Origin of the sequence: Paractinoplanes tereljensis, assembly GCF_016862435.1 — a bacterium.
Classification (GTDB): Bacteria; Actinomycetota; Actinomycetes; order Mycobacteriales; family Micromonosporaceae; genus Actinoplanes; species Actinoplanes tereljensis.
Genome location: NZ_BOMY01000038.1, coordinates 208852 through 230448 on the forward strand (window position 1 = coordinate 208852; position 21597 = coordinate 230448).

General features: G+C 71.6%; 16 protein-coding genes. 10 read left to right on the plus strand and 6 right to left on the minus strand.

From position 1 onward, the window contains the following. Positions 1-2 precede the first annotated feature (2 nt). On the minus strand, positions 3-662 hold the full coding sequence (locus Ate02nite_RS29390; RefSeq protein WP_203811077.1) for a GntR family transcriptional regulator: 660 nt from the start codon (positions 660-662) through the stop codon (positions 3-5). 112 nt (positions 663-774) lie between these two features. On the opposite strand from Ate02nite_RS29390, the gene Ate02nite_RS29395 reads away from it, so the two are divergent. From Ate02nite_RS29395 to Ate02nite_RS29415, 5 genes are all read left to right on the plus strand, one after another. Then, complete coding sequence (locus Ate02nite_RS29395) at positions 775-963, plus strand: hypothetical protein (RefSeq protein ID WP_203811078.1); 189 nt, start codon at positions 775-777, stop codon at positions 961-963. Then, positions 960-2057, plus strand: a complete 1098-nt coding sequence (locus Ate02nite_RS29400) for a VOC family protein (RefSeq protein WP_203811079.1) — start codon at positions 960-962, stop codon at positions 2055-2057. The genes Ate02nite_RS29395 and Ate02nite_RS29400 overlap by 4 nt, the downstream gene beginning before the upstream one ends. Before the next feature lie 76 nt (positions 2058-2133). Further along, on the plus strand, positions 2134-3075 hold the full coding sequence (locus Ate02nite_RS29405) for a fumarylacetoacetate hydrolase family protein (RefSeq protein ID WP_203811080.1): 942 nt from the start codon (positions 2134-2136) through the stop codon (positions 3073-3075). After that, positions 3075-4517 (plus strand): bifunctional 3-(3-hydroxy-phenyl)propionate/3-hydroxycinnamic acid hydroxylase MhpA, encoded by a 1443-nt coding sequence (mhpA, locus tag Ate02nite_RS29410; protein ID WP_203811081.1) that lies wholly within the window; start codon positions 3075-3077, stop codon positions 4515-4517. The genes Ate02nite_RS29405 and mhpA overlap by 1 nt, the downstream gene beginning before the upstream one ends. 37 nt (positions 4518-4554) lie before the next feature. Then, complete coding sequence (locus Ate02nite_RS29415; RefSeq protein ID WP_438871265.1) at positions 4555-4803, plus strand: AMP-binding enzyme; 249 nt, start codon at positions 4555-4557, stop codon at positions 4801-4803. A 793-nt stretch (positions 4804-5596) separates the two neighbouring features. On the opposite strand, the gene Ate02nite_RS29420 is transcribed toward Ate02nite_RS29415, so the two are convergent. Beyond that, on the minus strand, positions 5597-9400 hold the full coding sequence (locus Ate02nite_RS29420; protein WP_203811083.1) for an SGNH/GDSL hydrolase family protein: 3804 nt from the start codon (positions 9398-9400) through the stop codon (positions 5597-5599). Between the two features lie 232 nt (positions 9401-9632). Between Ate02nite_RS29420 and Ate02nite_RS29425 the strand changes: the two genes are divergently transcribed. Together Ate02nite_RS29425 and Ate02nite_RS29430 are read left to right on the plus strand one after the other, a co-directional pair. Then, positions 9633-10325, plus strand: coding sequence for a serine/threonine protein kinase (locus Ate02nite_RS29425; RefSeq protein ID WP_239147783.1), 693 nt, complete (start codon positions 9633-9635; stop codon positions 10323-10325). After that, positions 10315-11778 carry a serine/threonine-protein kinase gene (locus Ate02nite_RS29430; RefSeq protein ID WP_203811084.1) on the plus strand — a complete coding sequence of 488 codons (1464 nt, stop codon included), beginning with the start codon at positions 10315-10317 and terminating at the stop codon, positions 11776-11778. The genes Ate02nite_RS29425 and Ate02nite_RS29430 overlap by 11 nt, the downstream gene beginning before the upstream one ends. A 2-nt stretch (positions 11779-11780) precedes the next feature. Here Ate02nite_RS29430 and Ate02nite_RS29435 read toward each other — a convergent pair whose 3' ends face one another. Further along, positions 11781-12365 (minus strand): hypothetical protein, encoded by a 585-nt coding sequence (locus tag Ate02nite_RS29435; RefSeq protein ID WP_203811085.1) that lies wholly within the window; start codon positions 12363-12365, stop codon positions 11781-11783. Between the two features lie 177 nt (positions 12366-12542). Here Ate02nite_RS29435 and Ate02nite_RS29440 point away from each other — a divergent pair, with 177 nt between their 5' ends. Both Ate02nite_RS29440 and Ate02nite_RS29445 read left to right on the plus strand, forming a co-directional pair. Next, the gene (locus Ate02nite_RS29440; protein WP_203811086.1) at positions 12543-15170 is read left to right on the plus strand and encodes a CHAT domain-containing protein; all 2628 of its coding nucleotides are present in this window, start codon (positions 12543-12545) and stop codon (positions 15168-15170) included. Further along, entirely contained in the window at positions 15167-15925 is a 759-nt protein-coding gene (locus Ate02nite_RS29445) for a hypothetical protein (RefSeq protein ID WP_203811087.1), read from the plus strand. The genes Ate02nite_RS29440 and Ate02nite_RS29445 overlap by 4 nt, the downstream gene beginning before the upstream one ends. Before the next feature lie 3 nt (positions 15926-15928). Here the strand turns inward: Ate02nite_RS29445 and Ate02nite_RS29450 are convergent, their stop codons facing one another. From Ate02nite_RS29450 to Ate02nite_RS29460, 3 genes are all read right to left on the minus strand, one after another. Continuing rightward, the gene (locus Ate02nite_RS29450; RefSeq protein ID WP_203811088.1) at positions 15929-18121 is read right to left on the minus strand and encodes a CATRA conflict system CASPASE/TPR repeat-associated protein; all 2193 of its coding nucleotides are present in this window, start codon (positions 18119-18121) and stop codon (positions 15929-15931) included. Beyond that, a complete protein-coding gene (locus tag Ate02nite_RS29455; RefSeq protein WP_203811089.1) occupies positions 18099-18440 on the minus strand; it encodes a CATRA system-associated protein in 342 nt (113 codons plus the stop codon). Before Ate02nite_RS29455 ends, Ate02nite_RS29450 begins: the two co-directional genes overlap by 23 nt. An 80-nt stretch (positions 18441-18520) precedes the next feature. After that, the gene (locus tag Ate02nite_RS29460; RefSeq protein WP_203811090.1) at positions 18521-18790 is read right to left on the minus strand and encodes a hypothetical protein; all 270 of its coding nucleotides are present in this window, start codon (positions 18788-18790) and stop codon (positions 18521-18523) included. 50 nt (positions 18791-18840) lie between these two features. On the opposite strand from Ate02nite_RS29460, the gene Ate02nite_RS29465 reads away from it, so the two are divergent. Beyond that, entirely contained in the window at positions 18841-21345 is a 2505-nt protein-coding gene (locus Ate02nite_RS29465) for a CHAT domain-containing protein (protein ID WP_203811091.1), read from the plus strand. Positions 21346-21597 lie beyond the last annotated feature (252 nt).

A 21597-nucleotide genomic window follows, 5' to 3' on the forward strand; every position in this document is an offset into this window, starting at 1 on the left:
AGTCAGTTGTTGTCGATCTCCGCCAGCGCGGCGTAGCGCAGCAGCGCGTCGGTGGTGTGCTGAATGTGCGCGGCCAGCGCGGTGGCCACGCCGGCGGCGTCGCGGGCCACGGCCAACTCCAGCAGGCGGCGGTGCTCGCCCGCGATGTCGCGGTCGTCGTCGTGGGCGAGCGCGTGCGACCAGATCCGGTAGAGCTCGCTGGCGTCGCGCAGCCCGTTGGCGATGGCCGCCAGCCGCGGGCTGCCGCAGCCGGCCACCAGCGCCTGATGGAAGGCCTGGTGGGCGCGGATCCAGTCCTCGCCCAGCGGGGTGCGGGCCAGCGTGTGATGGGCGGCCACCAGGGCGGCCTCCCAGGCCAGGTCGCCGCGTTCGACCGACCGCCGGGCGGCGAGTGTCTCGACGTCGATGCGGGTGTTGGTCAGGTCGGTCAGATCCGCCGGGCTGAGCGCCACCACGCTGAAGCCGCGCTGCGGGTGGGCGACGACGAGGCCCTGCTCGGCCAGCCGGCTCAGGGCCTCGCGCACGACCGACAGGCTGGCGGTGTAGCGCTGGCCGAGCCCGGCGAGCTTGAGCTTGGAGCCGGGATCGAACCGGCCGGCGAGCAGATCGGCTCGGAGCTGGTCGAACACCGCGTTACTGCGGGTGCTGGCGTCGATGGTCACCGGTGCACCGTACCCGATCCTCGGAATTCTTGAATAATTTCGAAAATATGTTGCTTCGTCGACGATTCGCGTGCCAACCTCGGGTTCGGTTCACCCCCGAGGAGGTTTCGACATGATCCTGCAGGCGAACTACTCCTGGGTCGACGGTGACATCCTCAATGGCGCGATGTCCCAGGAGGACGCCGACCGGGCGATGTCGCTCCTGGCCCACGGCACCTACCGGAAGGTCGACGCGGGTCACGTGATCAACCTGGACAAGCCGCAGGAGTTCATCACCGCCCTGGAAGGTTTCTTCCGATGACCGCGTACCACAGCGAAGTCGGTGGTCTGCACCGCGAACACCCGGGGCGCAACAACGACCCGGTGATCAAAGTGGTGGAGCTGGCCTGGCTGGAGTTCGTCAAACCCGACCTGGACCGGGCCGAGAAGTTCGCGACCGACTTCGGCTTCCAGGTCGCCGAGCGCTCCCCCGACGTACTCAAGCTGCGTGGCACCTGGTCGGCCGCGCCCTGTCTGGTGATCCGCCGCGGCCCGCGGCCGGGATTCGTCGGCCCGGTCTTCCTCGCCGAGTCGGTCGCCGACGTCGAGCGGCTCGCCCGCAAGAGCGGCGTCGCCACCACGGCCACGGCCGGCGGCACGGCGGTGCGGCTGCGTGATCCCAGCGGGTTCCCGGTTCAGGTCGTGGCCGGGCTCTCCGCGCTGGCCGCGGTGCCGGAACGGGACAGCCACCGGTTCAACTTCGGCGCCGAGCCGATCCGCGTCAACGCCACCCAGCGCACGCCGGAGGGGCCGGCGCAGGTGCAGAAGCTCGGCCACGTCGTGCTGGAGACCACCCGGTTCCGCGCGACGCTGGACTGGTACCTGGAAAACCTCGGCATGATCGTCTCGGACTTCCTCTACCTGGACGGCCTGCGCGACCGCGGGCCGACGATGGCCTTCATCCGCTGCGACCTGGGTTCGGTGCCCTCCGACCACCACACCCTCGCCATGCATCTGGGCATGCACACCGGCTACGTCCACTCCGCCTACCAGCTCACCGACCTGGACGCGGTGGCGGTGGGCGGGGAGTTCCTGCGCGATCAGGGCTACCGGCGGGTCTGGGGCATCGGCCGGCACATCCAGGGCAGCCAGATCTTCGACTACTGGCACGATCCGGACCGGATGATGTTCGAGCACTACGCCGACGGCGACGTCTTCGACTGCACCGTCGAGCCGGGCTGGGCCACCATGAACGCCAGCGGCCTGTCCCAGTGGGGGCCGCCGGTAAGCCGGGACTTCCTCGGGGCCAAGCCGAGCCCGGCACTGGCCCGGGCCCTGGTGAAGGCGCTGGCCGACGGCGGCAACGAGTTCGACCTCGACGTCGCCCGCGCACTGATGAAGGCGATGAGCGCATGAGCGAGCGTAGCGAGCGAATCGGCAAGCTCAGTGTGGAATTTGCTCTTGGCAGCTCGGAGCGAAGCGAGGAGCTGGCATGAGTGTCAACGTCGCCCGCACGGCCGGCGGTTGGTGGGTTGAGGCGGCGGGCCGTCTCACCCGGATCGCGACCTCGGCCGCCACCACCCGCGAGTTGCTTGCCGACCGCGCCGCGGTCGAGGCGGCGGCCGCGTCCCCCGACCCGGACGGACCGGCGGCCGGCGCCGAGGTGCTGCTGTCGCCGGTCACCACGCCGGCCCGGGTCGTGGCGCAGATGGTCAACTACCGCTCGCACTCGCTGGACTCCGGGTTCGACCCGGACCGGGTACCGGCCGCGTTCTTCCGCAAGGCCTCGGGTTCGGTCAGCGGGCCGGGCGCGGACATCGTCCGGCCCGAACACGTCGGGTTCCTCGACTACGAGGTCGAGCTCGGTCTCGTCATCGCCCGGCGGCTCGAGATCGGCACCGTCGTCGATCCTGGACTGCTCCCCCGATACGTCGCCGGGCTGGTGGTCACCAACGACGTCAGCGCCCGCGACGTGCAACTGACCAAGACGCAGTTCTACGAGGCCAAGTCGTACCCGACGTTCACCCCGGTCGGCCCTTATCTCACCCTGGTCGACGCCGACGACCTCGCCGTACTCGACGAGGTTCGCCTGACGCTGTCGGTCAACGGCGTGCAGCGCCAGGACAGTACCGTGGCCGACATGCTGGTCAAGCCGGCCGCGGCGCTCACCGCGCTGGCCCGGTTCCAGACCATGGAGGCCGGCGATCTGCTGCTCACCGGCACGCCCGGTGGCACCGCGCTCAAGGCGCCGCCGCCGCTGGTGAACCGGCTCGCCGGCCTGCTCTCGCCGGCCAAGCGCCTGGAGATCTTCTTCAAGCGGCAGGCCACCAACCCCCGCTACCTGCAGGACGGCGACGTCGTCGCGGCCTCGATCACGCTGCCGGGTCGCGGGCTCGACCTCGGCACGCAGACCAACGTCGTCCGGGCGAAGTGATGGGCCCGTTCGACGTACTCGTCGTCGGAGCCGGCCCGACCGGTCTCACCCTGGCCACCCTGCTGGCCCGGCAGGGCCGGAGCGTCTGCGTCGTCGAACGGCACCCCGACGTCTATCCGCTGCCCCGGGCGGTGCACCTGGACGGCGAGGTCTTCCGCATCCTGCACGAGGTCGGGATCGGCGACGCGTTCGCCGAGGTCAGCCGGGCCACCCGCGGGCTGCAGCTGGTCGACGCCCGCCACCGGGTGCTCGCCCGGTTCGAGCGGGACGCGGCGACCGCGACCGGGCTGCCCGAGGCCAACCTCTTCGACCAGCCCGAACTGGAGAAGCTGCTGCGCAAGAACCTGGCCGAGTTCCCGGCGGTCACCCTGCTCAGCGGGTGCGAGGTCACCGATCTCAGGCAGGACGCCGACCGGGTCACGGCCACCGTCGGCCCCGGCCGCCAGGTCACCGCGGCCTATTCCGTGGGCTGCGACGGTGCCAACAGCCTGGTACGCCGGGTCCTCGGTTCGGCCCAGCGCCCGCTCGGTTTCGAACAACGGTGGCTCGTGGTCGACGTACGCTCCTCGGTGGAATTCGATGCCTGGGACGGCGTGCACCAGGTCTGCGACCCGAAACGCGCGGCGACCTACATGCGGATCGGGCGGGACCGCTACCGCTTCGAGATCCGCCTGCGCGACGACGAGGGCCCGGCCGACTTCGCCACGCTGGCCCGGCTGCGCGTGCTCATCGACCCGTGGGCCGGCGCCGCCCGCGACGACCAGCTGGAGATCCTGCGCGCCACCGAGTACACCTTCCGCGCCTGCATCGCCGAGACCTGGCGGGACCGCCGCATCCTCATCGCCGGCGACGCCGCGCACCTGACGCCGCCGTTCATCGGCCAGGGCATGTGTGCCGGACTGCGCGACGCGATGAACCTGGCCTGGAAGCTCACCGCTGTGCTCGACGGCCAGGCCTCCGCCACGCTGCTGGACAGCTACCAGGCCGAACGGCGGCCGCACGCCGAGCGCCTCATCAAGCTCGCCGTCATCCTCGGACGGGCGATGACCGGCGGCGGGGCGGCGGCCGCCGTGGCTCGGCGCGCGGTGCTGGCCGTGGTCCGGCACGTGCCCGCCGTCGCCGCCAAGGTCCTCGACGCCACCTCACCCCGGCTCGAGGGGCCGCTTGTCGACAAGCGGCTGGCCGGCAAGGCCCGCGGCACGCTGCTGCCGTTGGTGCGGGTCGGCCCGGTCCTCGTCGACCGTCTTCTGGGACCCGGGTTCTCCGTCGTGGCGATCACCGGCACCGATCTTCCGGAGGGAGTGACCAGGGTGTTCGTTGATCCCGCCGATCAGCTGGGGGTTTGGCTCGACCGGCTCGACGCGTCCTGGGCGCTGATCCGCCCGGATCGCACCGTGCACGCCGTCGGCCGGTCGACCGCCGCGCTCGGATTTGCCGCATGACCGCCTCGAACTCGTCGTCACCCGACCGATGCCGTCGATGCCGGTCGGGCTGTGGAACTGGGTGCCACTGTTCGTCGTGCTGGCCGAGGGCGTCGAACTCGACCAGGCCCTCAAGGACCGGATCACCTCGGCCATCCGCACCCAGGCCTCACCCCGCCACGTGCCGGACGCGATCATCCCGGTTCCGGCCATCCCGCACACCCGCACCGGCAAGAAGCTCGAGGTCCCGATCAAGCGCCTGCTCCAGGGAGCGACGATCGACCAGGCGGTAGCCCGCGACGGCTGAACCCGGTGGGGGCCACATCGGTCGCCGTGCCGGAACGCAGACTGCCCACTCTCGCCAGGGGTGGGTGTCCGGAACAGGCGGCTTCGCCGGTAAAGAAAGATCCCTTATCCGTACGCGCGCCGGACCACTCCCGTAGCACTCGGTCCCGCTGAGCGGGACTCACCCTCCGCGCGCCCGCTACGGGCGGTCCCGACCCAAGACCCCCAACCCCACCGCCCCGCCAGCGGGTGCCGGCGGTCCCCGCCGACCAGGACAAACATCAGCCTGTTCGACGGTTTGCTCTGCTTACCCATACGCGCTGCTCTGCGCGCCTCGGGTAAGCGCCAGGCTGGCCGCTCCAGGCGGCAGGGCGTTTTGCGTTTTTTGCCCCCGCCGTGCTGACCGGTTCCGCGTCCGGATCTTCCCGGCCCCGCTCCGGCTCGCAGACGCTGAAGACTTACCGCTCGGAGCGAACAGCAGAGCCGCAAGATCGCGCCGGCTCTCACCAGCAGGCACCGATATATCCGGCATATCAGGTCCTCTGGCGGGCGGTGTCTGGTGCGCGGGCGGCCCGGTTCCCGTGGTGTGCGCCCGGCCTGAAACGGGCCTGAGCTCGCGCGCTTACCAGAGGTACGCAGAGCAGCGCGTATTGGTGAGCAAAGCAAGCCTCCAAGGGTGGGTTTTCGGTTGCGCGATTGGCGCGGCACGCGCCGGTGTTGCACTCTGGTCGCGCGGTGGCGGCGGTCGGGGGGAATTGCGGTTGTCCACGGCGTCGCGCGTACCGCAAAGGGTTTTTGAATCTCGCGGTCCTGATCTACAGGCCCATTTGGCGCAGGGTGGCGTTTGCCGCGTCGGCGTAGTGGGTGGTGCCGGCGAGCTTTGGGTGGAAGGACTCGTTGACGTCGGACCGGATGCCGTGGATGGTTTCTGGGCTGCCGCAGATTGCCTGGCCGGTGAAGTAGCTGGTCGGGTTGCCGAAGTAGACCGGTGTTCCGGCGGCGCGCAGGTCGTCCGCGACGCCCTTCATCATCGGGGCCACTACGTCGGTGGACATCTGGTTGATCCACGGCGCTTCGTCGGTTCCGATGCCGATTACGCATTGACCGTCGTTCTCGAACAGTCGCGGATAGCCCATCAGCATGATCTTGGCGTTCGGGGCCCGTTTGTGGATTTCCTGCAGGGTCTGCGTGATCGAGGCCTTGACCGGGCCGTTTATCGATCGGGGCACCGAGACCGAGAGCGGATCGGACTCGCCGCTCAGGTGGGCGTCCTGGCACGCCTTGAGGCCGGCCCAGAACAGGCATTCCATAATGACGTCCTTGAATCGGGCGTCGTTGCCGCCGATCGACAGCATCACCAGGGTGGTGTTCTCGTCCAGGTAGCCCTTGTCGATCTGCGAGACCTCGCCCCACTGGCCGCCCGACCATTTCCCGAGCGCGTTCTCGATGGGTTGCCCGTCGTCGTTGCTGTGCCGCGGATTGATGTTGAACGTCTCCGCGATCGAGCACGCGTGGAATTGGAAGTCCAGGGTGTTGTCCCAGCGGTCGGCCCGGGTGCCGAGCTGCTCGTTGGCATTGTCGGCCAGCACGGCCTTGCGCGGCCAGGACAGCTTCGACCGGTGGCACTTGTTCCGGACGTGGCCCTCGTCGACGTTCGACTCCCGGTAGTAGTCGAGGCTGGCGGTGTCGGCGGCGCCCTCGCCGGACGTGTAGGAGTCACCCAGCGCCACCACGAAGTCGGCCGGTTTCGCCGCGAGCGGCTGGATCGCCACCGCGTCCCAGGCGATGTCGTCGTCGCCGGTCCCGTCCCAGGTCTCGTTGGAGAGCCTGATGGTCGGCCGGCCGGCGAACTGCATGACGCCGAGCGACTTCCAGTCGTTGTGCTGCGTGTTCTGCAGGGCGTACCGGGTCTTGACCCGGCCGTCACCGAGCCCGATCGCGTACGCCGCCTGCTGGGTGTGCGCACCGACGTCCGGCATGTGCACCAGGACGCGCGCCCAGCCGGTGTACGCGTTGGTGAACGTCCAGGTTCCGGTGACCTTCAGCTTGCCGCCCAGGTTGTACGGGGCAACGGTGTGCGTGAACCAGGCGTGCCCGCCGAAACCGACGCCGATCTGATGAGTGTCCACCTTGGAGGGATAGCGTCCTTGGTAGTCGGCGGCGAACTCGAAGGCGAAAGTTCCCGCGTTCGGCCCGAAGTTGGCGCCGCATGGTCGCTGGCCGGTCTGGATCGGGGCCACCGTGGCCGGTACGTCGTCGACCACCACCGACCCGGCCGGTAGCCCGGACCGGTCGCAGTGCGGAGTGGAGTTGATGCCGTCCGGCTGTTCCCCGTACGTGGCGTCGAAGCGCAGCAGTTCGTGCCCGCAAGCCCCGCCGGCGCAGTCGTTGAACGTCACCGGCGAATGCCACCAGCATTTGAGGTCGTACTGCAGGTATTGGTTGAGGTGGCTGCACGGCCCGGCCTTCTCACCAAGTACCTCGTCGGCGTTCGGGGTGTATTGGCCGGAGAGGTCGCAGTGGTTGCCGGCCACCGTGCAGAACGTGCCGATCGACGGCTTGGCCTTGTCCCGGTTGCCGTTCGACGTCCACCAGGCGGCCCGGAAGCCCGGCCCGTCCGAGGTCGCGATCGAGTACGCCGCGAACCCGATGACCTTCTCCGGGTACGGCCACTTGCCGGGGTTGGCCGCGTCCGAGCCGTTCGCGCCGAAGAACCCGCGGTTCACCGGATAGCGCGGGTTCACCGGGTTGTTCAGCCAGCCCAGCCCCCACGCGCCGTCGTTCTCAGCCGCTTTCGACTGCGGATGCAGTCCGCTGTTGTACGCCCAGACCGCGAAGAACCAGTTCTCCAGGTGCTGCGGATCGCCGTTGCTGTGCACGATCCCGACCGCCCGGGTCTGATTCCACTTGTCCTGCAGGATCCGCAACCCGGCCGCGATGTTGGTGGCGTAGTCGACCGCGGCCGCCCGCTGCTGAAACGGGGTGAGCGCGACTTCATCGGGCCGGAGGTGCCCGGGCTTGCGCATACCGTCGGTGATCTGGGTGACGCCGTATCCGCAGTCCGCCTCGGAGAAGTCGATGTCCCAGTCGTTCGACTCGTCCTCGTCATAGATGTCGCGGCCGTAGTAGTTGCCGATCAGCGGGTTTCCCGGCACGCCCGGCAGGGAGTGGCCGGACGCCTGCCACAGGTTGGACTCCTGGGACATGACGCCGAGGAAGATCTGTACCGGGACGCGGCCGCCGCCGGTGAGCTCGAGCCGCGGGAACAGGCCCTGCGGCGACCAGGACGAGCTCATGTGCGCCTGGTGCCAGTTGGCCTCGCGGGTCAGGGTCAGGTTGCCCACCACGGCCTGGTCGGCGGCCCACTCCACCTGCCGCGGGGTCGGCTGCTCGACCTGGGTGTCCGGGTCGTTGCGGGGGATCGCGCAGGTCGCGTCGGCGTCGACCGGGTCGGTATCGGCGGCGACGGCCGTCAAAGCCCCGCCGGTGCGGGCCAGCCCGCTCAGCGGGTGCGGTGCTGAGCCCTCGGCGATCCGGGCCGAGGGTCGCTCGCCGGGCCGGGCGGTGGTTCGGAAGGTGCGGCCGGTGCTCGCCACCCGCGCCGTGTAGGTCGTCGCCGCGGTGGCCCGGGTGAGCTGGGCGGTCCAGGCGGCGCTGCCCGGGGTGGCGGTCCGGTCGGCGTCGATGCTGAACCCACCCAGCGATGAGGTCGCCAGCGGAACGGTGCCGTCGACGACCCGTACGGCCGAAGGAAGCGCCGCACGACGGGTCAGTGACCCGGTCAGCTGAACCGAGCCGTGCGCGCCGGACCGCACGTCGACCGAGCGCAGCGGCCCGTCGGCGAGCAGCGTGGAGCGCTGCAACGCACCGGTCGCCGGCACCCGCCGGATCTCGCCCCGCTCGCCCGCCGCGTCCAGGTAGACCACGCCCCCGGCCTGGTCGGGGGTGATCCGGGACGGCGTCGAGGCGGTCCGGGCGAGCGTGTCGAGGCGGCCGTCCGGACGTACCGCGACGAGCCGGCCGGCGGCCGCCGCGACGATCCGCCCGGACGCCGGCACCGCCGAGGTGATCTGACCGGCGACGTCGACCGGCTCGCTCGCCGTACCGCGGACGGTGTCCACCGTGACCAGCCGGGTCCGCGCCGCGCTGCCGTCCGCGCTGTCGTCCTCGCCGCGGGACTGGGTGATCACGGCCTGCTCCCCCGCGCCGCAGCCGGGGCTGAAGTAGGCCAGCGAGGAACGCACCGGCACCTTGTCGACCGCTCCGGTGGCCAGGTCGACCACGGCGGTGAGGCCGCCCCGCTCGGCCAGCACCGGCGAGTTGGTCCAGGCCCGCGGCGCGTAGACGACGACCGCCCGGTCGCCGGAGCCGGTCACGCAGACATTGCCGATCCAGCGGTCGGTCTCGACGCCGGGCTCGCTCAGCGACGCGACCGTCCGCCAGGCGTACCCGTCCTGTTCGGAGGCGGCCAGAAGGTGAAAGCCGTCCTGGTCGCCTTGGCCGAGCACCACGACATCGGCCTCGGCGTCGGCGCGGACGGGTTCGGCCCGCGCCGGTACGGCCGCGCCGCCCAGCACCAGGGACATGACCGACAGGATCAGCATCGCGGGGCGCAGCATCCGGCACCTCTCACAGGTAGCTCGCGGCTTTCGGCGAGGCACTCCCGAGAATCGGGCGCCGCGCCGGTTCGCGGCACCTACGAGGTCGAATATTGACGCTTTTCAACATTGCCGATACTTTGGCGGCGCACTGCGCCGGCTGGACTCAGGGGGACGGTTGCACACGCTGATCATCGAGCTGCCGGGCGATGAGCGCGTACCGCGGTTGCTGCGTCTGGCACCCGGAGAATCGGTGCGATTCGGCCGCGGCGCTCCCGACACTCCGGTCGATTTCGCCCTCGACGACCCGGCGGTGGCCCGGCTGGCCGGCGAGGTGACGGCCGCCGAGGACTACTGGGCGCTCACCAACTACAGCCGCACCGCCACGTACGTGGTGGAGAACCCCGAGGGTGCGGGCGAGCACGTCAAGGTGACGCCCGGGCGGGTCGGGGCGCCCGTACCGTTCGAGATCTCCCGCGTGGTCCTGCCCGGCCGGCCCGCCCCGGTCCATTTCCGGATCTTCGCCCCGTCGCACGCCCACCTCGATCCGCACCGCACCGGGCCGGGCGACGGCAGCGGCACCCTGTCCGCGTTCCCGCTCGACCAGACCGCGAAGTACTTCCTGGTCCTGGTGGCCCTCTGCGAACGGCGGCTGCGCGACGAGTCGGTGGTGGCCATCCCGTCGGTGCCGTCGGTGGTCGAACGGCTCCGCCCGCTGCCGTCCTGCCGCGACCTGACCGCCGACGCGGTCAACTTCCACGTCGACTATCTGGCCCGGGAGAAGCTGCGGATCCGCAACGCCGCCGGCGAACGCGCCGCCGACCCCGGCGGATTCCGGCGCGAGGCGGTCGTCTCGCTCGCGCTCCGTTTCGATCTCGTACGCGAGGAGCACCTGGAACTTCTCCCCTCCCGTCTTACCCGGCGAGCGTCGGTGCATGGGGACTGACGTCTCGACCGCCGGCTGGGCGGTCTCGGTGCCGCTCGGGTACCGGGCCGGCCGATGGGTCGTCACCGAGCCGATCGCCACCGGGCAGTGGGGCAGCGTGTACGCCGCGGCCGGGGGCGATGCCGAGGTGGCGCTCAAGTTCCTGCCCACCGGCACGGTGACCCCGCGTCAGGTCGGCCACCTGCGGGAGATGGCCGAGCGGGAGGCCCGCGGGCACGCCCGGCTGACCGGCCACCGGCTGATCCGCTCCCTCGAGGTGCTGACCCTGGACGACCCGGCCCACCCCGAACTCGACGGGGCCGTCGTCATCGTGCTGGAGCGGGCCGCCGCGTCGCTGGCCGACCGGTTACGGCAGGCGGCCGGGCAGCCGGTGCCGGACGCGCCGCGGTTGCTGGCCGAAACCTGCGAGGGCCTGGTCGAGCTGCACTCGGCCGGCTGGGTGCACGGCGACCTGAAACCCGACAACATCCTGGTCATGCCGGACGGCTCGGTGCGGCTCTCCGACTTCGGCCTGGCGGTCGAGCTGGAGGGCACCCACGGTTACCTGCCCCCGGTCGGCTCCTCCGACTACGTACCACCCGAACGCTCGGAGGAAGCGCTGGGTGAGCGCGGTCTTGCGGTACGCGCGAGCGCCGACATCTGGGCCTTCGGCATCACCGCGTGCCAGCTGCTCAGCGGCCGATCGCCGTTCGACGGGGCGACCGCCCGGGCCCGTGCGCTGGCCGCCGACCGGTACGCGGCCGGCCAGGGCGAGCTGATCCTGCGCGGGCTACCGGGCGGGTGGCGGCCGATCGTCCGGGACTGCCTGGCCCCCACCCACGCCCAGCGCCAGGCGCACGACGCCACCGAGGTGCTGGCCCGGATCCGCGAGCTGGACGGACCGCCGGCCCGCACCCGCTCCCGGCTCGCCATTCCGGCCGTCCTGCTCCTGATGCTGATCGCCACCCTGTTCGCGGTGACCGGATCCGAGCGGCCGAACACCGACGAATACCGCCCCGACCTGCTACGTACCGGGGCCGGCATCCCTCCGCAGTACCGCCGGCTGATCGTCGCGGCCGCCCAGAGCTGCAACGAGCCCGGCGTCTCCCCGGTGCTGATCGCCGCGATGCTGCAGGCCGAGAGCGACTTCGACGCCGGACTCAGCGATCCGGCCAAGGACGAGTACGGCATCGCCCGCTGGACGCCGAGCGTGCTGCGCTTCTACCTGCCCGAGGGCCAGCGCGCGGTGGTGCCGGCGCCGCCGTTCTCCCCCAGCATGTCGATCGCGGCGATGGGCCGCTATCTCTGTTTCCTGGCACCCCGGCTGGCGGGCATCCCCGGCGACCCGGCCCTGCTGCTGGCCGGGTCGTACCGCACCTCAGCCACGACGATCGTCAAAGCCAACGGCATTCCCACCCGCCTTGACCCGTACGTCGGCCGGGTGAGGCAAAACATGGGCCGTTACCAGCCGTAGCCTCAGTCGTTGTCGCAGCGGTTCAGGTTGGGCCAGTTGGCGATCTCCGGCCCTTCGAGGCACCAGTCCTCGATGGACTGAAGCGGCGAGTACGCCGAGGCACCGTGCGCCACCACGACTCCCTTGGCGCCCTTGACGTCGACGTAACCCTTGGCGCCCTTGACGTAGCAGCCCGAGTTGTCGGAGCAGAGGCTCTCCGGCCCGTCCTGACCCGTGTTGTTGTAGATGGTGAAGGTCTCACCGGGGTCGATCGTCACCCCGGAGAAGTACGTCTCGTAGCTGTCCAGGTGTGCCTGCGAGGACATGTAGTTGTACCAGCGCTGCCAGCTGGCAGTCACGGTCTGTGTGCCCGTCCCGTAGTTATGGATGGCGATACCCGTGATCACGGTCGGCGCGATGTTCCACGCACAGGCCCAATATTTGATCTTGTAGGCATCGATGTAAACGGACGTGCCGCAGTCCCCGCTGGAGTTGAACGGCCCGAAATCCGGCTCCGTGGTAGCGAAGGCGGGGCCGACATTCACCCCGGCCACCGCCACCACGGTGGCCGCCACCACGGCAAGCACGCGACGCACTGTCGATCGCACAGCAACTCCCTTCCCAGCGCACCGGCCGAACGCACGGCGCGAACCCATGCTGGCCGCCCCGCCGCCCGCGCAACACCTACGGCGACATAGGGACGGGGTGGGGACACTCACCTTGCCCGGATCGGGTCGGCCGAACGGAGCATTCCCCGGGGTGCGGGCGGAAATCATGCTTTCCGCATGGTCGCCGGGAGGTCGGCTCGGGTCCGCCGGCACATCGCGGCGGGTGACCGCCATCGCGCGGCCGAGGAGTACGCGGACGCACGCGCCGAGTACGGTCGTGCACTCGCCCTCATCGAGCGGGCGCGCGGGTGGTGGCAGTCCCCACTGACGCAGCTGCGCTGGGTGCGGGCCGCCGCCGACGGGCTGACCGTGCTCGGCGAGATCGAGCTCGAACGCGGCCGCCCGGACCTGGCCCGCGGCTGTCTGGAGGAGGCCATGCGACGCTACGCCGAGGTGTCCTACCACGAGTCCGACGATGTCTCGATCGTGCTGAACAACCTCGGCGTGACCTACGAGCGGCTCGGCATGTTCGCCGAGTCGGACCGCGTCCTGCACCAGGCCCTGGAGATCGACAAGCGAATCGGCCGGAGCCCGGACGCCATCGCGACAAGCCTCAACAACATCGCGATCAATCACCAGGCGGCCGGTTACCCCGGCGATGCCGTCCTGGCCATCGAACGCGCCGCGTCCCTCGCCGGCCTGGCGGCGGGAACGGTCCAGCAGCTGGCCGAGGAACGGTCGTTCCACCTGATGGCCCAGGGGCAGTTCAGCGACGCTCTGGTAAGCCTGAACCAGCAGTTCGCCGTGGCGCCACCGGATTCGGTGGTGGCGGCGCACATCGCCGGGAACCTCGCTCAGGCGTACGCGAACCTGCAGCAACCGGTGGAAGCACAACGCTGGCAGCGACGCGCGATCGCGATCCGCCGCCGGCGGCAGCCCGATTCGCTGCCGCTGGCCATCGCCCTGCACAACCTGGCCGACTCGCTGGCCGGCGCCGGCGCAGCCGACGAGGCCGGGCCGCTGCTCGACGAGGCGATCGGTCTGGCCGAGGCCATCGCCCCGCATGGCGCCGAGCTCGCCGCCATGCGCGCCTCGCGCGCCTGGCAACTGCTCGAGGCCGACGACCCGGCCGCCGCGGTGGGGGTCGGCGAGCGTGCGCTGGCGGACGCGCGGACCGCCGGGCGGCAGAGCACCGGGCTACGTATGGCGCTCGCCATCGCCTACGACCAGCTCGGACAGCCGGATCGGGCGTGCGCGATGCTGGAGACGGCCCGGGACGTCTGCGAACGGATCTCCCCGGTGCTGCCGGAACTGCGCTGGGTGCAGATCACGCTGGGCCGGTTCCGGCTCGACCAGGGGGCGGTCGGCGAGGCGGCGCACTGCTTCGACCGGGCGATCGCGGTGGCCGAGACCATGCGGCCCGGTTCGGCCGACGAACCGGGGCTCGGCCTGCTGTTCGGCACCGCCCGGTCCGCGTACCACGGCCGGATCGAGGCGGCCTGGCGAAACGGCACCGCCGCGGACGCGGCGGTCGCGTTCCATGCGGCGGAGAGCTTCCGGGCCCGGGCCCTCGCCGAGATGCTCACCGACACCGCGCCGGCCCGGCCGCTGGTGGGTGCGGCCGCCGAGGTCGTGGCCGAGCTGGAGGATACCCGGCGCCGGCTCGGCGCCCTCTACCGCCGGATAGAGGCGGCGCCCGGCGCCGCACTCGACGGGATACGGGACCGGCTGGAGGAAAAGGCCGAACTTCTGCGGGTACGCCTGCGAGCGCTCGATCCCCGGACGGCCGATCGGGACTACCCGAAGCCGTGCACCGTCGCCGAGGTGCAGTGCTGCCTCGACGACTCGACCACGGTGGCCGTCTACGAGGTCACCGACGACGGCGTGTTCCTGTTCGCCGTACGGAAGGGGAGCTTCGCCTTCACCCGCCTGGACGCCGACGTGGACGCCATCGCGGCGGCCGTCGACGAGGTCAGCGCCGCCTGTCATGACGGGGAGAGCAGCGCCCCGGCCGAGGCACTCGGCCGGCTCGGCGAATGGCTGCTGCGGCCGATCGCCGATCAGCTCGGCAACCTCGCGGTGTGCGCCGGCGAGATGCTGGCCATGCTGCCGTTCGAGGCGCTGGAGCTGGACGGCGTGCCGCTGGCCGAACGGTCGGTGGTGTGGTCGATTCCGTCGGCCACCATCCTGGGCCGGTTCGGCGCCGACCGCCGCGGCCGACGGCCGGAGCGACCGTTCGCCGGGTTCGCGGTGGCCGACGCACCGGGCCAGGTCCCACTGCCCGGCTCGCTGCGCGAGGTGGAGGTGGCAGCCGACATCCTGGCCGGCGAACCGCCGCTGACCGGCTCGGACGTCACCGTCGACGCGATCCGGGAACGCGCGGCCGGCGCCCGGTACGTGCACTTCGCGATGCACGGTGTGATCCGCGACGGACGGCCGCTGTACTCGGGTTTCCCGCTCACCGGCGAGCGCTTTCTGTACGCGTACGAGTTGGCGGATTTTGATCTCTGCTCGGATCTTGTGGTCTGTTCCGCCTGTGACACCGCCAAGGGTGAGCCGCGAGCCGGAGAGGGCACGGTCGGCCTGGCGTATGCGCTGTTCGCGGCGGGTACGCGCGCGGTTCTGGTGAGCCGGTGGCCGATCGGCGACACGATCGCGCCCAAGTACATGCGCCGGCTCTACCGGCGGCTCGCGGCCGGCGAACCGGTGGAACGGGCGGCTCACGGGGCCGCTCTGGATCTGCGCCGAACCCAGTCTCATCCGCGGGAATGGGCCGGCCTCACCCTGATCGGACTCGGCGCATGATCACCGTGGATCGCCCGGCTGAGCGGCGCACCGCCCGGTTGCAGTTCCTGGTTCAGGCGGTGTTCGCCGCGGTGCTGCTCTACCTGGCCACCGACTACTTCTGGTGGCTGATCGGGCCGCTGCTGCTGGTCCTGCTGTACCGCAGCTGGGCCGTGGAGCGGCTTTCCCCGCGGCTGGAGCAGTACTACGGGCATGCGGTGGTCTCCGGGGCGGCCGATCGGATGGCCGCCGAGTTCGCCGGGGACGACTGGCTGCGCGACTCGTGGGCGAGGGCCGGGGTGCCGGTGTCCGGGCTGCTGGCGCAGCCGCCCGGCCGGATCGCCGCGCGAATGGCGAAGCTTCGCACGGCCGGTCCCGCGCCGCGGAGCGTGTCCACGGCCGTGCTGGTGCTCAACCGCGTGGGCACCGTGCTGCTCGGCCTGGCGCTCGGCGGCGCCCTCGCGGTAACCGGCCGGCATCTGACCTGGCCGGCCTGGGCCGCCCTGGTTCTGGTGGTGGTGTCCCGGGTGGGGGTGGCGGTGGGCAACCGTCGACAGACCGCGCGGGTCGTCGACGTGATGCGGTCCCGGCCGCGCGAGGAGCTGGCGGCGCTCCTGGCGCCGCCGTGGGGACATCGGCGGGCGGCCATGGCGGTCGAGCTCGACCGGCTGCTCGGCCCCGGACCACTACCGCACCGACCTCCCGAACCGCGGATCGTCGAGCTGCTGCTGGCCGGCTCGATCGTGCTCGGTGTCATGACCGGATGGCTGCTCTGACGCTCAGAGCAGACCGCCGAAGCGTCCCCCGTCGAGCCAACCGTCACCGACGGTGTCGACCGGGTAGCCCACGTTCCGCAGACGCTGCGCGATCCGGTACTGGAACAGGATGCGCGCGGCCTCGGTGTCGGCACTGAGGCGCACGGTGTCCCGGCGGCCCAGGTCCCCGGCCCCGTCCAACCGGCCGATCTGGGCCAGCAGCGTCCGGTCCGGCTGCCGTTCCAGCGCCCGGACCGCCCGGGCCCGGGCGTGCGATTCCCCGTCGTTCAGGTCCTCGGGAGTGAGCACGACGAGAATGCCCGGCCCGGCGGCGAAGCCTTCGTCGAGCACCTCATCGGTGCGAGGCGCCAGTTTGCCGGTGCCCTTCACGGCCTCCTCCCAGTCAAGAGGGCGCAGGTCCATCGCGCGCAGCAGCTCGACGACGTCCTTCCGCGGGCGCGGGCCCGGGCCGTGGATGACGAGGATGTCGCGAGCCGTCCCCGGAACTGGGCCGCGGTTCCCGGTCGACGACGACAGGGCCACGCCTCCGGCCCACAACCAGGCCTGTCCACGGTAGGACTTGACACTGATGTGGAGCAGCTCGAACTCCTCCGGCCCCAGACCCGGATAGCCCTCGCCCACGACATCCTCGTAAAGCCGGTCGGCGACGCCCACCACCAGGTCCGCGTCGGGATGCTCGACAACCACACCGCGCAACGCCGCACTGTCCAGCACTCGGCCGATCCGGATGATGGGCTGGCCGAGGAACCCGGTCGCACCCACGCGGAACTGCCCGGACCCGACCGACAGCCGCAGCCGGATCCGGTCCTCCGGATGCCCGGCGTTGTCCGCGGCCAGTTGTGCCCGCCAGCCGTGCAGCAGCTGCGGCAGGGCTACCTGCGACGACACCGACGCCGGGAGGACGGCGATCACGCCGTCACCGCTGTCCTGCCGATCGGTCTGGTTCAGCTCGAGCCCGAGGCCGGCCAGGACCCGCTCGACCATGCCGCCGAGACGTTGCTGTACCGCCTCCTGCATCGGCGTCGAGCGGGAGCTGTAGCTCACCACGTCGACGTTGAAGGCGACGCGGTGCTCGACAGGCGCCTCGGTCACCGGGGGCACCGGCGCCCGCTGCGCCGGCGGCGGCGTCCGCAGCACCGGCGGTAATGGCGTCCCCAGGATGAGCCGGATGCTCTCCGCCTGCTCCCGGGTGGCCGCCATCAGCGCGGTGTCCCGGCCGAGCTGGTCGATCAGCCAGTCGGCTAGCCCGGCGTCGCCCGGCAGCGCCTCGGGCAGCGATCGGGCCATGTTGGATCGGGCGATGTCAGCGCTCTCCCGCATCTGCCGCAGCGCCCTGATCGAGCCGACCACCTCGGCCTCGGCCGCGGTCAGCCCGGCGGCACGTTCCGGCACCTCACCCTCGCGCTCCGGGTCGCGCAGCAGCTCGGCGAGCTCGTCAGCGCGGCCGTTCGTCAGCTCCCGCAATCGGGCGAGCGCCCGGCCGTCGCCGAGCACCCGGGCGAAGTAGCGCAGCTTCGCGGCATGCATCAGGTACCGGCCGATCGGCGGCAGGGCGGTCCCGCCATCGCTCCAGGTGAACCGGCTGATCTCGACGTCCTGGTCCAGGCCGGCCAGCAGCACCAGCCGGCGGTTCGGGTGGACGCCGGCCGCCGCCGTCTCCCACGCGGCGAACCCGTGCAGCGGGTAGCCGTGCTCCCACCAGGAGTCGGCGTCGTCGTCCTGCCGGGGCACCTCGGCCCGCAGGTCGACCGCCGTGACGTCACCGGTCTTGGCGAGGTAGACGACCGCGCCGCCGAGCGCGGCCGCACCGCCACCCAGATTGCCCCACCAACGGGTGAACTCGTACCAGCCGGGCGGAGCCGCAGCGGCGAGCCGGGGCCGGGCCCGCGGGGCGGCGCCGGGGGCGGCGATGGCGAAGGAGAAGTTCAGGATGTCGTGCTCGCGGCGAGCGATCGCCTGATAGCCGACGGCCGGATCCTGCAGTCCGGCCAGTGCGCCGTCCGGGCTGCTCGCCGGGTCGTCCGGTAGTTCGCCGGGCAGGTCCGCCTCGACGATCGGCTGCGTCATCCCGAGCTGGCGGCGGCAGTTCTCCCACAGGGTGCGGACGCCGGCCAGGCCGGCCGCGGCGTCCGGCCCGTCGAGCGGAGCGAACAGGTGCGCGACGAACTCCGGCTCAACGAGGTTGCTGGCGGCCACGATCGTCCTCCGGGGCGTTCCGGCGTTCCGGCGTGAGCTTGTGGACCAGCGTGTTACGCAGGTCCAGGACCGGCTGCGGGACCCCGGTGACGGTCTTGCCGCCGATCCGCAGGATCCGGACCGGTCCGCTGATCTCCAGCTCGGCGACCGCCTGGCGCAGCTCGTCGGCGTCGCGGGCACCCAGTGCCGCGTCGATCCGGCCGAGAATCGCGGCGACGTGCTCCCAGCGCTGCGTGCTCATCTCCCACAGCACGAGGTCCTGCAGCACGTCGACGGCATCCTGGACGGTCTCGTAGTCCCAGCTGCCCGGTAAATCCATGATGGGGACCTTAACCATTGCGGGGCGGCCCCGCTCTCGGTCGAAACCACTAGCCGTTCCGGCTGACGGTCACGCCCCGGTCACCGTGAAGGCACCCCAGAAGAAAGGGTGCGCGAACCGGGTCGACCGGTCGCCCACCAGGTCCGGGTATCGGGCCCGCAGCTCGGTTCGCCGGCGCGCGCCTGTGCGGTCCGCAGGATGCGGGCGGAGGGGGCGTACCGGAAGTCGTTGCGGTCGGCCATCCCGGCCTGCCACAGCCATCCGGCGAGACGTTCGATGCGGCTGCCGTCCTCCTGGCTCTCCAGGCCCTCCACCTCGGCGCCCACAGCGTCCCGGGTCAGCTGCGGCACCGGCTGTACGGCCCACTCATTCCGCGTCCGGTTCGTGATGAACTCTGCGGGTGAGCTCGGTGGACGACGAGGCGCTGGCCATCTGGCGGACCGCCGCCGCCCACGTCGACCGGCACGAACTCGCGACGGCGGAACGGCTCCTCACCCCGTACGCGTCCCGGGATGACCTCTCCCCCGCGGTGGGCGGCCGGATCCTGCTGGAATGGGCGTGGTTGCGGGCCGCCGGCGGACGGCCGGACGAGGCCGCCGCGGCCTACCAGCGGGTGATCGCTCTCGGCGAACCGGCCGACCTGGTCTCGGAGGCACTCCTGGAGGCCGGCATCCTGGCCCGCAACCGAGGCCGGCTCGCCGAGGCGGACCGGTTCCTGACGGCGGCGGCGACCGTGGCGACCACGCAGCGGGACTGGTTGCGCGTCGGGCAGACGCTCGCCCAGCGGGTCGTGGTCGCCCACCTCGGCTATCGCTTCCTGGACGGCCGTGAACTGCTCACCGAGCTGGCCGGGGTGCTCAACCGCTGCCCGCCGTCGGACCGCACCGACCAGCTGCGCGCCGACCTCTGCCATCAGGGGGCCGTGTCGGCCCGCATCAGCCGCGACTTCGACCGGGCACGGGAGCTGCTGGCCGAGGCCCGCGAGCGGTACTCGGCGCTGGGCCGGCGGATCGGGGTGGCCAACGCCGACCGGGAACTGGGCGCCGTGCTCGACCAGATCGGCGACGAGGAGGGCGCCCGGCGGGCGTACGGCGGCGCGTTCGTCGCGTACCTCCGGGCCGGTCGCGCCCTCGGCGCGGCCCACGCCGCCCGGCGACTCGGCCAGTTGCGGCTGCTCGCGGTCCCGGAGGATCCGGCCGCCGCGCCCTACGCCCGGCGCCGGTTCCACCAGGCACTGCGTCTCGGCGACGGCGAGCCCGGCAACCGGATGCTGTGCGAGCTGTTCCTGGCCCGGCTCGACCGGCTGACCGGCGACCTCGGCGCCGCCGAGACCCGGCTCGCCGGCCTGCCCTACGGCACCGGCCCGCAGGCCGCCCGCGACCTGTCCCAGGCCGCGGTGGAATGGGCCATGATCGCCCGGGATCGGGGCGACCGGGCGACCGCCGTCGAGATGCTCGGCCAGGCGCTGCGCCCGCTCGATGAGGACGCCGATCCGAGCGCCGCGTCGATCGCCCACTACCAGCTGGCCTATCAGCTCATCCTCGACGAACGGGTCGACGAGGCCCGCGACCATGCGGTGGCCGCGTTCCAGCTCGCCGAGCGGGCCGGGCGGCGGCTCAGCTCCCCGGCCGACCGGGAGACGTTCTACCGCGACCAGCGGCAGGCGTACATCCTGGCCATGCACTGCGCCGCCCGGGCCGGCGACGGGATGAGCGCGTTCGCGGTGGCGACCGCCGCCCGCGCCGAGGCCATGTCGGCGTTCGTCCGCGGCGGCACCCGCTTCAGCACCGAACTGCGCGACCTGGTTGACACGATCGCCCTGGCCCGCGGCACGGCCCGGCTTCCCGAGCTGTACCGGCGGCTGGAGCGACTGACCACCGTCGAGCTGCGGCGCGCCGTCACCCCCGAGCCGGCGAATCTCGCCGACACGGTCGCGGCCCTGCCGCCGGGCGGTCACGCTCTCCTGCTCGACGTGCTGGAGGACGAGAACACCATCTGCAACCGAATCTGGTTGCCACCGGACGGGACACCCCAGGTCGACGAGGTGGAACTGCCCGATCCGGTACGCCGGTGGCTGGACCGCTATCACGCCGGTGAGCCCGGTCTCGCCGCCGTGCCGCAGGACGACGAACTGGCCGCTCTCGGTGCCGCGATCATCCCGCCCGGCCTGGCCGAATTGCTCGCGTCGGGGGCCGAACCGCCGCTGGTGGTGTCGACCGGTGGCCTGCTCGGGCCGGTGCCGGTCGCGGCCATCCGGATCGGCTCGCGCTACCTGGCCGAGCTGGCCCGGATCGCGATCGTGCCGGCCATCACCCTGTGGACCTCGATCCGGTCCCGGCCGCCGCGATCCGGGTCGGGCGTCATCGCGTACCTCGATCCGGCCCTGCCCGGCACCCAGCGCGAGAAACCGCTGCTGGTCCAGGCATTCCCGGAGGCTGTTCTGGTGCCCCGCGAGCGGGTGCGGACCGCCCTGGCCGATGCCGGCGATCAGGCGTTGGTGGTGCTGAGCGTGCACGGCACCGAGGCGAGGGGCCTCGGCCAGGCTCTGATGCTCGCCGAGGACGACCCGCTGACCGCGGCCGAGCTGCTGACCGGCCGGCTGCCCGACGGGGTCCTGATGCCGGCGTGCTGGGCCGGCCGCATCGATCTGCGGACGGCGGTGGAACCGCTCGGCCTCCCGACGGCGGCACTGCTGGCCGGGGCTCGCTGGGTGCTGGCCGGAACCATCGACATCGCCGGCACCACCACCGCCTCCCTGCTAGGCGCCTTCTACCAGCGGCTGGCGGCCGGCGAGCCGCCGGTCGACGCCCTGCGCGAGGTCCAGCTCGGCTATCTGAGCAGACGAAAGACGATGCCACCCCATACCTGGGCGGGATTGTCCATAGTAGGAGACGGATTCCGGTGACCGATCCAGTCGACGTTCTGCCCGGACGGTCCTCCCGTTCCGAGTAGCCCCTCCCTAGCCTCGGGTCGCAGTCCCCCGGCGGCGACTCCACAATGGACGGCTGGCAGGGATGACGCGTTGACCGACCCGGCGGGTGTTTTCGGTCTTTGTGCACAGTGGACACATCGATCCCTCGACGGCCCGGCCTTGCAGGCCAAACGTGCCAGTCTCTTTGCACCCATCGACAGGGATGAGCACTTCACGGGGGAGTCT

What these genes read in the sequence shown, in the direction of transcription:
- Ate02nite_RS29405 (WP_203811080.1), top strand. Translation starts at nt 2,134, where the DNA reads ATGAGTGTCAACGTCGCCCGCACGGCCGGCGGTTGGTGGGTTGAGGCG.
- Ate02nite_RS29445 (WP_203811087.1), top strand. Translation starts at nt 15,167, where the DNA reads ATGATCACCGTGGATCGCCCGGCTGAGCGGCGCACCGCCCGGTTGCAG.
- Ate02nite_RS29395 (WP_203811078.1), top strand. Translation starts at nt 775, where the DNA reads ATGATCCTGCAGGCGAACTACTCCTGGGTCGACGGTGACATCCTCAAT.
- Ate02nite_RS29420 (WP_203811083.1), bottom strand. Translation starts at nt 9,400, where the DNA reads ATGCTGCGCCCCGCGATGCTGATCCTGTCGGTCATGTCCCTGGTGCTG.
- Ate02nite_RS29430 (WP_203811084.1), top strand. Translation starts at nt 10,315, where the DNA reads ATGGGGACTGACGTCTCGACCGCCGGCTGGGCGGTCTCGGTGCCGCTC.
- Ate02nite_RS29455 (WP_203811089.1), bottom strand. Translation starts at nt 18,440, where the DNA reads ATGGATTTACCGGGCAGCTGGGACTACGAGACCGTCCAGGATGCCGTC.
- Ate02nite_RS29440 (WP_203811086.1), top strand. Translation starts at nt 12,543, where the DNA reads ATGGTCGCCGGGAGGTCGGCTCGGGTCCGCCGGCACATCGCGGCGGGT.
- Ate02nite_RS29415 (WP_438871265.1), top strand. Translation starts at nt 4,555, where the DNA reads ATGCCGGTCGGGCTGTGGAACTGGGTGCCACTGTTCGTCGTGCTGGCC.
- Ate02nite_RS29400 (WP_203811079.1), top strand. Translation starts at nt 960, where the DNA reads ATGACCGCGTACCACAGCGAAGTCGGTGGTCTGCACCGCGAACACCCG.
- mhpA (WP_203811081.1), top strand. Translation starts at nt 3,075, where the DNA reads ATGGGCCCGTTCGACGTACTCGTCGTCGGAGCCGGCCCGACCGGTCTC.